Here is an 11,439-nt window from a genome sequence, read left to right on the forward strand (position 1 = left end):
GGCGGGAAAGAAAGCGGGGCGTGAACGCCCCGCGATTTGTCATTACAGCATCACGCTGCCCAGCACGAAGCCGAAGCAAACGGCCAGGGCAACACCCAGAGTACCTGGGATAAAGAACGGATGGTTGAAGACGAATTTACCGATACGAGTGGTACCCGTGTCATCCATCTGTACCGCAGCAACCAGCGTCGGGTAGGTCGGCAGAATGAACAGACCAGACACGGCTGCGAAAGAAGCTACAGCGGTCAGTGGAGAAACGTTCAGCGCCAGAGCCATCGGCATCAGTGCTTTTGCAGTTGCAGCCTGAGAGTACAGCAGAGCAGAAGCAAAGAAGAAGATAACAGCCAGCAGCCACGGATGGCCCTGAATGACTTCACCTGCGGTATCTTTGATCCAGTCGATGTTGTTGGAAACGAAAGTATCGCCCAGCCATGCAACACCCAGGATACAAATACAGGCGCTCATACCTGCTTTGAAGGTGCTGGAGTTGAGGATGTTGTCGGTGTCCACTTTACAAAGAACAGTGGTCAGGGTTGCAACGCTCAACATGATAATCAGGATCGCGTTAGTGGTGTTCATCAGCGGTTTTTCAACCAGGCCCATGCTCGGGCTGTTGATAATCGCATAGATAACCACGCCAACTACGCCCAGCAGGAACAGCCAGACGGATGCTTTCGCGCCTTGTTTGATTTCAATCTGTTTCTCACCGCGCAGTTCAACCAGACCTTCTTCCAGACGCTTGCGATAAATCGGATCGTCAGACAGTTTGGAGTTGAAAAGCATGGTTACCAGGAAGGACATCACCAGAACTGCCAGCAGGGTAGACGGGATGACCACAGAGAGCAGATGCAGGTAGCTGATGCCATGACCTTCCATCACGGAAGACATGTAAACCACCGCCGCAGAGATTGGCGATGCGGTGATCGCAATCTGCGCGGATACCACTGCAGTAGACAGCGGACGGCAAGGTTTAACGCCTTGTTCCTTCGCAACTTCAGCGATAACTGGCAGTGTCGCCAGAGAGATGTTGCCGGTACCAGCAAAGATGGTCAGGAAATAGGTTACGATCGGTGCAAGGATCGTGATGTATTTCGGGTTACGGCGCAGCAGCTTTTCTGTCTGGTGAACCAGATAGTCCAGACCGCCAGCAACCTGCATAGCAGAAATAGCAGCGATAACCGCCATGATAATGGAAATGACATCGAATGGGATGTTACCAGGCTTGACGCCGATAGCGGCAAGAACCAGCACCCCCAATCCACCTGCAAAACCAATACCAATTCCCCCTAATCTGGCGCCCAAGAAGATCGCCAGCAAAACGATGATGAGTTCTACAACTAGCATATTAGCCTTCCTTGTTTTTTAACAAGTTGATATCAGGTTGTTGTTTTTAAGTTACTACTCACAAGAAAAAAGGCACGTCGTCTGACGTGCCTCTTTTATTTGTACTACCCTGTACGATTACTGTTCGCTTTCATCAGTATAGCGTTTTGCTTTGTAAGCCGGATGCATCAGGTTCTGTACGGAGAAAATATCGTCTAGTTCTGCTTCAGTCAACAGACCGCGCTCCAGAACGACTTCACGTACGCTCTTGCCAGTTTCGGCACAGATTTTACCCACGATGTCACCGTTGTGGTGGCCGATGAATGGGTTCAGGTAAGTGACGATACCGATAGAGTTGTAAACGTAACCTTCGCACACTTCTTTGTTAGCAGTGATGCCGTTAACGCATTTTTCCAGCAGGTTGTAGCAAGCGTTGGTCAGAATGTGAACGGATTCAAACATGGCCTGGCCAATGACCGGCTCCATAACGTTCAGCTGCAGCTGACCCGCTTCTGCTGCCATGGTAACAGTGATGTCGTTACCGATGACTTTGAAGCAAACCTGGTTAACCACTTCCGGAACAACTGGGTTTACTTTAGCTGGCATGATGGAAGAGCCAGCCTGCAGTTCCGGCAGGTTGATCTCGTTCAGGCCGGCACGTGGGCCAGAAGAGAGCAAGCGCAGGTCGTTACAGATTTTGGACATCTTCACAGCCATGCGTTTCAGCGCGCCATGAACCATAACGTAAGCGCCGCAGTCAGAGGTCGCTTCGATCAGGTCTTCAGCAGGTACGCATGGGAAGCCAGTGACTTCAGCCAGTTTTTTCACTGCCAGCGGAGAGTACTCTTTCGGCGTGTTCAGGCCAGTACCGATTGCAGTTGCGCCGAGGTTAACTTCCAGCAGCAGTTCAGCGGTACGTTCGATGTTTTTCACTTCTTCTTTCAGCAGGATGCTGAAAGCGCGGAATTCCTGACCGAGGGTCATCGGTACTGCGTCCTGCAGCTGGGTACGACCCATTTTCAGGATGTCCTGGAATTCGACAGCTTTACGTTCAAAGCCTTCACGCAGTTGGTTAATAGCATCTACCAGTTTAATCAGAGAAGAGTAAACTGCGATGCGGAAACCGGTCGGGTAGGCGTCGTTAGTGGACTGACATTTGTTAACGTGGTCGTTCGGGTTCAGATACTGATATTCACCTTTCTGGTGACCCATCAGTTCCAGACCGATATTGGCCAGCACTTCGTTGGTGTTCATGTTTACGGAAGTACCTGCGCCGCCCTGGTAGACGTCTACCGGGAACTGATCCATGCATTTTCCGTTGTTCAGGACTTCATCACATGCGGCAATGATTGCATTCGCTACACTTTTAGGAATGGTTTGCAGCTCTTTGTTTGCCATAGCTGCAGCTTTTTTAACCATTACCATACCGCGAACAAATTCAGGAATATCGCTGATTTTGTTGTTGCTGATATAGAAGTTTTCAATCGCTCTCAGAGTGTGAACACCATAGTAGGCATCAGCTGGAACTTCCCTGGTACCCAACAGATCTTCTTCGATACGAATGTTGTTTGACATGTGAACCTTCTTTTTCAAGCTGCCAATGATTTGCTTTAAACACACAGAATATATGTGGTTTCGAATGTTTTTCGACCGACGATTATCCCCTGCATCAGTCGAATACCCGGGATCATATGCTGCTTGAGGATTTCTACCGTAATCTGGATCACTTTAAGTGTTGGTTTTTACCCCTTAATTATTAATTTGTGAAATAGATCACCGCTTTGGGATTACTACCAAAAATAGTTGCGCAAACATCTTGAAATTTTGCTAATGACCACAATATAAGCTGAACGCGATTCGCAACCCATTCAGGCGACCTGATTTAACTGGTTGCTATTACAGGAGAAACCTTTGCGCTGGTTACCTTTTATTGCCGTTTTCCTTTATGTCTATATTGAGATTTCAATCTTTATTCAGGTTGCTCATGTCCTTGGGGTATTGCTGACCCTCGTGCTGGTTATATTCACCTCAATTATTGGTATGTCACTGGTACGTAATCAGGGCTTTAAGAATTTTGTGCTGATGCAACAAAAAATGGCGGCGGGAGAAAACCCAGCGGCGGAAATGATTAAAAGTGTTTCGTTGATCATTGCCGGTTTGCTGCTTTTATTACCGGGCTTTTTCACCGATTTCCTCGGTCTTCTACTTTTATTACCGCCAGTGCAAAAGCACCTGACGGTGAAGCTGATGCCGCATTTGCGCTTTTCCCGTATGCCGGGCGGTGGTTTTAGTGCCGGAACCGGTGGCGGTAATACTTTTGATGGTGAGTATCAGCGTAAGGATGATGACCGCGACCGCCTTGATAATAAAGACGATCGCCAGGATTAATGACGAAACGCCGGATTATGTGGTTATGCCATTTTCCGGCGTTTTTCGTTTTGGCAGAAATAGCCATAACCCCGCCAGCATGATCAGGGCATATAAACTTTTCCAGCCGACCATCGCCAGTAACAGAACACATAACAGCCCGCCAATTACCGCCAGTAGTCGATAACGTCCTTGCAATAATTTACAGCCTGCCAGCATGCACAGCAGATAGATCATAATAAAGATGCCGTTGGCATAGATGATAAGTGCGTCCAGATTGATCTCTAACATATGGATCGCCAACGTGCTCACCACGCAACAGCCGAGCACGGCATTAAGGGCATTAGTCGGGATATGGCGAGAAGAGAGGCGTGCCAGGTAGTGGTCAGGATTGTGTTGCGCCTGCGACCAGACTAATCGGGCGAAGCTCTGTATATAAATGTTGAGACTGGCAAAGCAGGCCAGATAGCCAATCACGCAGGCAATCCACAATGCTCCTACACCGAACAGCTGCACCACAATTTTTGGAAGCGATGCTGCCGCCGCCATTTTTTCACCATAGGCGTCGAAGCGTAATACCACCACCGTACAGCTCCAATAGACTAATCCTGCCAGCAACAGACCAATCATCAGAGCGCGGGGAAAATCACGCTCTGGATTTTTAAATTCCGAGGCGAGATGGGCAAATGCCTCCAGACCGACAAAGCACCAGAACATCACCGATAACGCAGCAAACAGCCCGGAAAGTTCGATATCACCAGGCGCAGGGAAGGGGATATTCGCAGGTTTGATATCGCCCGCCCACCAGATAGCGACAATCAGCGCGACGATAAGCCCGGCAATAATCGTTTGTAGATTAGCACTGGAACTGGCACCGCGAGTACCGATGTACCACACCAGTGCCAGCGTACCAAGTTCTGCTAACAACAGTTGCCAACTATGCCAGCCAAACATTGCCTGGCCAAAGCCGGCGGCAATTTGTAGTGCAGCGGGCAGGCCCACGGGAATGACCGATAAAAATAGCCAGCCAGTGACTCGCTCAAGCCGCGAGCCAAACGCCATACCAACGAAGTGCGCGACGCCGCCCGCGCTGGGATAGTGGCGTCCCAGCAGCGCAAAGACGATTGCAATCGGGAACACCAAGATAATCAAAACGGGCCAGGCCCACAGGCTGGTATTGCCCGCTAGCAGGGCGGCTAATGCGGGAACGGCAAACACACCCGTGCCTAATAATGAGGTTGATAACAGGCCGATCCCCTGGGCTAATCCCAGTTCTTGTTTGAGTCCACTCATGGGTTAATGTCCAATTGTGCCCAAATTTTGGGCAACTGCGCAGGATTTCGATGGTAGCACAATCAGATTCGCGTATGGCGGCGATGGAGAAATTGCGATGAAATGTGATGTGAATCAGGATTTTTACCCGATTTTGTACTGATCAGAATTTTTTTTCATTTGCCCCCTTGAAGGGGGAGAAGCCCATCCCCATTTCACTGGTCACCAGCCGGGAAACCACGTAAGGTCCGGCGTCACCCATAACAGATACGGACTTTCTCAAAGGAGAGTTATCAATGAATATTCGTCCATTGCATGATCGCGTGATCGTCAAGCGTAAAGAAGTTGAAACTAAATCTGCTGGCGGCATCGTTCTGACCGGCTCTGCAGCGGCTAAATCTACCCGTGGCGAAGTGCTGGCTGTTGGCAATGGCCGTATCCTTGAAAATGGCGAAGTGAAGCCGCTGGACGTGAAAGTTGGCGACATCGTAATTTTCAATGATGGCTACGGTGTGAAGTCTGAGAAGATCGACAATGAAGAAGTGTTGATCATGTCCGAAAGCGACATTCTGGCAATTGTTGAAGCGTAATCCGCGCACGACACTGAACATACGAATTTAAGGAATAAAGATAATGGCAGCTAAAGACGTAAAATTCGGTAACGACGCTCGTGTGAAAATGCTGCGCGGCGTAAACGTACTGGCAGATGCAGTGAAAGTTACCCTCGGTCCGAAAGGCCGTAACGTAGTTCTGGATAAATCTTTCGGTGCACCGACCATCACCAAAGATGGTGTTTCCGTTGCTCGTGAAATCGAACTGGAAGACAAGTTCGAAAACATGGGTGCGCAGATGGTGAAAGAAGTTGCCTCTAAAGCGAACGACACTGCAGGCGACGGTACCACCACCGCAACCGTACTGGCTCAGGCTATCATCACTGAAGGTCTGAAAGCTGTTGCTGCGGGCATGAACCCGATGGACCTGAAACGTGGTATCGACAAAGCCGTTACTGCTGCAGTTGAAGAACTGAAAGCGCTGTCCGTACCGTGCTCCGACTCTAAAGCGATTGCTCAGGTTGGTACTATCTCCGCTAACTCCGACGAAACCGTAGGTAAACTGATCGCTGAAGCGATGGACAAAGTCGGTAAAGAAGGCGTTATCACCGTTGAAGACGGTACTGGTCTGCAGGACGAACTGGACGTGGTTGAAGGTATGCAGTTCGACCGTGGCTACCTGTCTCCTTACTTCATCAACAAGCCGGAAACTGGCGCAGTAGAACTGGAAAGCCCGTTCATCCTGCTGGCTGACAAGAAAATCTCCAACATCCGCGAAATGCTGCCGGTTCTGGAAGCCGTTGCAAAAGCAGGCAAACCGCTGCTGATCATCGCTGAAGATGTTGAAGGCGAAGCGCTGGCAACTCTGGTTGTTAACACCATGCGTGGCATTGTGAAAGTCGCTGCGGTTAAAGCTCCGGGCTTCGGCGATCGCCGTAAAGCTATGCTGCAGGATATCGCAACCCTGACTGGCGGTACCGTAATCTCTGAAGAGATTGGTATGGAGCTGGAAAAAGCAACCCTGGAAGACCTGGGCCAGGCTAAACGTGTTGTGATCAACAAAGACACCACCACCATCATCGATGGCGTGGGTGAAGAAGCTGCGATTCAGGGCCGTGTTGCTCAGATCCGTCAGCAGATTGAAGAAGCAACTTCTGACTACGACCGTGAAAAACTGCAGGAGCGCGTAGCGAAACTGGCAGGCGGCGTTGCAGTTATCAAAGTTGGTGCTGCTACCGAAGTTGAAATGAAAGAGAAAAAAGCACGCGTTGAAGACGCCCTGCACGCGACCCGTGCTGCGGTAGAAGAAGGCGTGGTTGCTGGTGGTGGTGTTGCGCTGATCCGCGTAGCGTCTAAACTGGCTGACCTGCGTGGTCAGAACGAAGAGCAGAACGTGGGTATCAAAGTTGCACTGCGTGCAATGGAAGCTCCGCTGCGTCAGATCGTACTGAACTGCGGTGAAGAACCGTCTGTTGTTGCTAACACCGTTAAAGCTGGCGACGGCAACTACGGCTACAACGCAGCAACCGAAGAATACGGCAACATGATCGACATGGGTATCCTGGATCCAACCAAAGTAACTCGTTCTGCTCTGCAGTACGCAGCTTCTGTGGCTGGCCTGATGATCACCACTGAGTGCATGGTTACCGACCTGCCGAAAAACGATGCAGCTGACTTAGGCGCTGCTGGCGGTATGGGCGGCATGGGTGGCATGGGCGGCATGATGTAATTGCCCTGCACCTCGCAGAAATAAAGAAACCCCCGGGCAGAAATGTCTGGGGGTTTTTCTTTTGGTCATCTTTCTAGTATAAGATTCAGACACGGACGACGCGAGTTGCGTCCAGCTCATTGATTATGGGGAATAACATGCACGTAAAATACTTAGCAGGGATTGTCGGTGCCGCGCTACTGATGGCGGGTTGTAGCTCCAGCAACGAATTGAGCGCTGCCGGACAGAGCGTTCGCATCGTGGACGAGCAACCAGGTGCAGAGTGCCAGCTGATTGGTACTGCTACCGGTAAGCAAAGTAACTGGCTTTCCGGGCAACACGGTGAAGAGGGCGGTTCTATGCGTGGTGCGGCAAACGATCTGCGCAACCAGGCGGCAGCAATGGGCGGTAACGTGATTTATGGTATCAGCAGCCCGTCGCAGGGCATGCTGTCCAGCTTTGTCCCGACTGACAGCCAGATTATCGGTCAGGTATATAAGTGCCCGAACTGATGGGATCCTGAGGCTGGGTGACAAACGTATAATTGCCAGATGCGCTTCGCTTATCAGGCCCACATCAGGCATTGCAACTGATTGAATGCTCGAGAATTTGTTGGCCGGATAAGGCGTTTACGCCGCATCCGGCATGATCAACGATCACGTTATCGGTCATTTCAGGCTGGATGGCTCCAGCCTCGCATTAGCAAAGATGGGATTATTTCGCCTGTGGTGCAGTTTTGCTGATGGATTGAACGCGTAGGTGATGCAGTGCGCGTAGGCATTGATCCTGGGTCAGTGGTTGGGCGTTATTGGCTGCCATAGTCCGAACGTAGACCTGACACGGCACACCCGCGAGTTTTTTCAGTCGAGGACTGAAATCAAGCATCCGGCGAGTGATAGCCTCCACTTCTTTACCCGCTGTTGCTTCACGCGTTTTTACTACTGCTCCGCTAAATTGCTCTTTGCCACCTTCATCTTTAAAGCGATAAAGTACGGCCAGATAATGACTAAACAGATTATGTTTCCATTCTGGTTGGGAATAGGTGTCGTATTCCAGATTGCCATTGTCCTGGCAGTCGACGTCATATAACGGCAGGAAATCTAACAACGATGTAATACGTAACGCCAGTTCACGCATTTCTGCATTATTAATTGCATGAATGATTGCTCGCGCCAGCATTTCAATCTGCAACTCATTGACCACTAATTCGCATTTGCTGCCATCATGTAGCGTTAATGCGAAATTAAGATTTTCGCCCTGATTATCGGTAAGTTCCAGCGCGTTAACCCGGCGATTAATATCGGCATTTTTAAGCTCATCAACCAGAATTTCCGGGATATTTTCTGCCATTTTCTTAATGACTTTATCGCGAGCTTGCTCATACAGAAGGCGTGCATCAGCATCCAGTTTATGCTTTTGATGCAGACGACTTTCCAGCGCAATCAGAAGGTCGCGCAGTTCCATCACAGACATGAAGAACAACGATTCTTTATTGCGAGGCTCTTTAATTTTCAGCGCCAGTGCAATGAAATTATTACTCTTGCGAATAACACCGGTATTAACACCCTTGATGCTTATGGCCATGTAGGTTCTCCCTAACCATTTCTCAATTAAATAATTAATTTTAATTTATAAGCCAGATAAATGGGCTTGGTAGTAATAGTTGTTAAAATAACATAAATAGCCGTGCTCACTCTATATAAACAGAAAAGAAAGGTTAATTATTGGTGTTGGCTATATAAAGAGTAAAAATAGCAATGTATATGAATAATTAAAGGTTATGCAACGGGCAAAGATTAAACTTCCCTGTAAAATGACAGGTCGCTGTACTGCGTTTGTTGCTCTTGCCGGATGCGGCGTAAACGCCTTATCCGGCCTATAGTTCATTGAAAATTCATTCAATTTCAATGCACGATGTAGGCCTGATAAGCGTAGCGCATCAGGCAATTTTAATGTTTAACTTCCCTGTTTAATCAGTTACTGCTGGCGTAGCTGGAGATCCAGCGGCGTTTTGCTGGGTTCGCCACCAATCTCGCGCGCCAGTTTTGGCACCAGATATCCCGATACTAACGTCAGCAACTCACGCATAATCTGCCGCGCTTCATCATCGCTCACCATGAAATGCGCCGCGCCCTGCACTTTATCGAGCACATGCAGGTAATAGGGCATCACACCGGCGTCAAACAGTGCATTACTCAGATTTGCCAGCGTTTGCGCGTTATCGTTCACGCCACGTAACAGAACGCTTTGGTTAAGCAGGGTGACGCCGACACGGCGCAATTTAGCCATCGCCTGACGAAACGTTTCATCTACCTCATTGGCATGGTTGATGTGATTCACCAGCAAGATTTGCAGCGTAGAACGGGCAAAGCGTTCAACCAGCGCCTCGGTGATGCGTGCCGGGATCACAATCGGCAGACGGCTGTGAATCCGCAGACGTTTGATATGTGGGATGGCTTCCAGTTGCGTTAATAACCAGTCCAGTTCGTGATCTTTCGCCATCAGCGGATCGCCGCCGGAGAAAATAATCTCGTCCAGTTCCGGATGCGCAGCAACATACTCAAGTGCCGTCTTCCAGTTTCGCTTGTTGCCCTGATTTTCGGCATACGGGAAGTGGCGACGGAAGCAATAGCGGCAATTTACCGCGCAGCCGCCTTTGACCAGCAATAGCGCCCGGTTGTGGTATTTATGCAACAAACCAGGCACTACGCTGTGCTGTTCTTCCAGCGGGTCGGTGGAGAATCCGGGCGCGACGACAAATTCATCTTGCGAGGTAAGTACCTGACGCAAAAGTGGATCGTTTGGATTGCCTTTCTCCATGCGATCGATAAATGAGCGGGGCACGCGCAGGGCAAACAGCTTTTTGGCGCTGCGTCCGGCCAACAGTTTTTCGTCCGCGTCTATATTCAAAAGACGCAGAAGTTCATCAGGATCGGTCACAACATCGGCAAGTTGCGCTAACCAATCTTCTCTGGATGGGGTATTTAGGGTTACAATATGCGCCATTTTGTGGCTTAGCTACCAATTAATAAATTTCAGAGGGCCTTATGGCAACGTACTATAGCAACGATTTTCGTGCTGGTCTTAAAATCATGTTAGATGGCGAACCTTACGCGGTTGAAGCCAGTGAATTCGTGAAACCGGGTAAAGGTCAGGCATTCGCTCGCGTTAAACTGCGCCGTCTGCTGACTGGCACTCGCGTAGAAAAAACCTTCAAATCTACCGATTCCGCTGAAGGCGCTGATGTTGTCGATATGAATCTGACTTACCTGTACAACGACGGTGAGTTCTGGCACTTCATGAACAACGAAACTTTCGAGCAGCTGTCTGCTGATGCAAAAGCAATTGGCGACAATGCTAAATGGCTGCTGGATCAGGCAGAGTGCATCGTAACTCTGTGGAATGGTCAGCCGATCTCCGTTACTCCGCCGAACTTCGTTGAACTGGAAATCGTTGATACCGATCCGGGGCTGAAAGGTGATACCGCAGGTACTGGTGGCAAACCGGCTACCCTGTCTACTGGCGCTGTGGTTAAAGTTCCGCTGTTCGTACAGATCGGCGAAGTCATCAAAGTGGATACCCGCTCTGGTGAATACGTCTCTCGCGTGAAGTAATGCGGTTGTGGTGCGGCCTGTGGGCTGCACCATCACTTTCTCAGGTCAGAGATGATGAAACGCCTTATCCTTCTTGTTTTGCTTGCCAGTGCGCTGCTCACGGGCTGTAACACCGCTCGCGGTTTTGGTGAAGACATTAAACATCTCGGTAATTCCATCTCTCGCGCAGCCAGCTAATTTTTCTTCTCTTCCTAAAAATCATCAGATTTCCGTCATTTTCGGTGGTGTTGTCTATTATTAATTTGCTATAGGCAAACACAAATAACATTACCTAAAAGGAAGACGTTATGGTGAAGAAGACAATTGCAGCGATCTTTTCTGTTCTGGTGCTTTCAACAGTATTGACTGCCTGCAACACCACGCGTGGCGTTGGTGAAGATATCTCCGACGGCGGTAACGCGATTTCTGGCGCAGCAACGAAAGCGCAGCAATAAGCAATAACGGTACGGCAGTTTTGTCGTGCCGTTGATACTGATGACAAAGGCAAAATTGCCTGATGCGCTACGCTTATCAGACCTACATAGTCCATGCAATATATTGAATTTGCACGATTTTGTAGGCTGGGTAAGGCATTAACGCCGCATCTGGCATAAACAACTGACAC

Annotated in this window: 12 protein-coding genes; 7 read left to right on the plus strand and 5 right to left on the minus strand. The window is 49.5% G+C overall.

Features of this window, described 5'->3' with window-relative positions:
• Positions 1-42: 42 nt before the first annotated feature.
• A complete protein-coding gene (gene dcuA / locus D9738_RS02695) occupies positions 43-1,344 on the minus strand; it encodes an anaerobic C4-dicarboxylate transporter DcuA (RefSeq protein ID WP_130205947.1) in 1,302 nt (433 codons plus the stop codon).
• Positions 1,345-1,461: 117 nt separating this feature from the next.
• Complete coding sequence (aspA, locus tag D9738_RS02700) at positions 1,462-2,898, minus strand: aspartate ammonia-lyase (RefSeq protein WP_130205949.1); 1,437 nt, start codon at positions 2,896-2,898, stop codon at positions 1,462-1,464.
• A 336-nt stretch (positions 2,899-3,234) separates the two neighbouring features.
• On the opposite strand from aspA, the gene D9738_RS02705 reads away from it, so the two are divergent.
• Entirely contained in the window at positions 3,235-3,711 is a 477-nt protein-coding gene (locus D9738_RS02705; protein ID WP_130259505.1) for an FxsA family protein, read from the plus strand.
• Between the two features lie 15 nt (positions 3,712-3,726).
• On the opposite strand, the gene yjeH is transcribed toward D9738_RS02705, so the two are convergent.
• Positions 3,727-4,983: an L-methionine/branched-chain amino acid transporter gene (gene yjeH, locus D9738_RS02710; RefSeq protein WP_130259506.1), complete on the minus strand. Its 1,257-nt coding sequence runs from the start codon at positions 4,981-4,983 to the stop codon at positions 3,727-3,729.
• Between the two features lie 275 nt (positions 4,984-5,258).
• On the opposite strand from yjeH, the gene D9738_RS02715 reads away from it, so the two are divergent.
• From D9738_RS02715 to D9738_RS02725, 3 genes are all read left to right on the plus strand, one after another.
• Positions 5,259-5,552 carry a co-chaperone GroES gene (locus D9738_RS02715; RefSeq protein WP_001026276.1) on the plus strand — a complete coding sequence of 98 codons (294 nt, stop codon included), beginning with the start codon at positions 5,259-5,261 and terminating at the stop codon, positions 5,550-5,552.
• Between the two features lie 43 nt (positions 5,553-5,595).
• Positions 5,596-7,242 carry a chaperonin GroEL gene (gene groL / locus D9738_RS02720; RefSeq protein ID WP_000729132.1) on the plus strand — a complete coding sequence of 549 codons (1,647 nt, stop codon included), beginning with the start codon at positions 5,596-5,598 and terminating at the stop codon, positions 7,240-7,242.
• Between the two features lie 137 nt (positions 7,243-7,379).
• On the plus strand, positions 7,380-7,733 hold the full coding sequence (locus D9738_RS02725; protein ID WP_000558209.1) for a DUF4156 domain-containing protein: 354 nt from the start codon (positions 7,380-7,382) through the stop codon (positions 7,731-7,733).
• A gap of 202 nt (positions 7,734-7,935) precedes the next feature.
• Here D9738_RS02725 and D9738_RS02730 read toward each other — a convergent pair whose 3' ends face one another.
• A complete protein-coding gene (locus D9738_RS02730; RefSeq protein WP_130205955.1) occupies positions 7,936-8,805 on the minus strand; it encodes a YjeJ family protein in 870 nt (289 codons plus the stop codon).
• 393 nt (positions 8,806-9,198) lie between these two features.
• Entirely contained in the window at positions 9,199-10,227 is a 1,029-nt protein-coding gene (epmB, locus tag D9738_RS02735; protein WP_130205957.1) for an EF-P beta-lysylation protein EpmB, read from the minus strand.
• A gap of 41 nt (positions 10,228-10,268) precedes the next feature.
• On the opposite strand from epmB, the gene efp reads away from it, so the two are divergent.
• The 3 genes from efp (at position 10,269) to ecnB (ending at position 11,269) form a co-directional block, all read left to right on the plus strand.
• A complete protein-coding gene (efp, locus tag D9738_RS02740) occupies positions 10,269-10,835 on the plus strand; it encodes an elongation factor P (RefSeq protein WP_000257278.1) in 567 nt (188 codons plus the stop codon).
• Positions 10,836-10,886: 51 nt separating this feature from the next.
• On the plus strand, positions 10,887-11,012 hold the full coding sequence (gene ecnA, locus D9738_RS02745) for a lipoprotein antitoxin entericidin A (protein ID WP_064525758.1): 126 nt from the start codon (positions 10,887-10,889) through the stop codon (positions 11,010-11,012).
• A 110-nt stretch (positions 11,013-11,122) separates the two neighbouring features.
• Entirely contained in the window at positions 11,123-11,269 is a 147-nt protein-coding gene (gene ecnB, locus D9738_RS02750; RefSeq protein ID WP_000239596.1) for a lipoprotein toxin entericidin B, read from the plus strand.
• Positions 11,270-11,439: the final 170 nt, after the last annotated feature.

Source organism: Escherichia sp. E10V5 (genome assembly GCF_004212315.1).
Taxonomy (GTDB): Bacteria; Pseudomonadota; Gammaproteobacteria; order Enterobacterales; family Enterobacteriaceae; genus Escherichia.

Excerpts from the sequence above, each read along its gene's own strand:
- D9738_RS02730 (WP_130205955.1), bottom strand. The coding sequence starts at position 8,805 with ATGGCCATAAGCATCAAGGGTGTTAATACCGGTGTTATTCGCAAGAGT.
- efp (WP_000257278.1), top strand. The coding sequence starts at position 10,269 with ATGGCAACGTACTATAGCAACGATTTTCGTGCTGGTCTTAAAATCATG.
- ecnA (WP_064525758.1), top strand. The coding sequence starts at position 10,887 with ATGATGAAACGCCTTATCCTTCTTGTTTTGCTTGCCAGTGCGCTGCTC.
- yjeH (WP_130259506.1), bottom strand. The coding sequence starts at position 4,983 with ATGAGTGGACTCAAACAAGAACTGGGATTAGCCCAGGGGATCGGCCTG.
- D9738_RS02725 (WP_000558209.1), top strand. The coding sequence starts at position 7,380 with ATGCACGTAAAATACTTAGCAGGGATTGTCGGTGCCGCGCTACTGATG.
- ecnB (WP_000239596.1), top strand. The coding sequence starts at position 11,123 with ATGGTGAAGAAGACAATTGCAGCGATCTTTTCTGTTCTGGTGCTTTCA.
- aspA (WP_130205949.1), bottom strand. The coding sequence starts at position 2,898 with ATGTCAAACAACATTCGTATCGAAGAAGATCTGTTGGGTACCAGGGAA.
- epmB (WP_130205957.1), bottom strand. The coding sequence starts at position 10,227 with ATGGCGCATATTGTAACCCTAAATACCCCATCCAGAGAAGATTGGTTA.
- dcuA (WP_130205947.1), bottom strand. The coding sequence starts at position 1,344 with ATGCTAGTTGTAGAACTCATCATCGTTTTGCTGGCGATCTTCTTGGGC.
- groL (WP_000729132.1), top strand. The coding sequence starts at position 5,596 with ATGGCAGCTAAAGACGTAAAATTCGGTAACGACGCTCGTGTGAAAATG.
- D9738_RS02715 (WP_001026276.1), top strand. The coding sequence starts at position 5,259 with ATGAATATTCGTCCATTGCATGATCGCGTGATCGTCAAGCGTAAAGAA.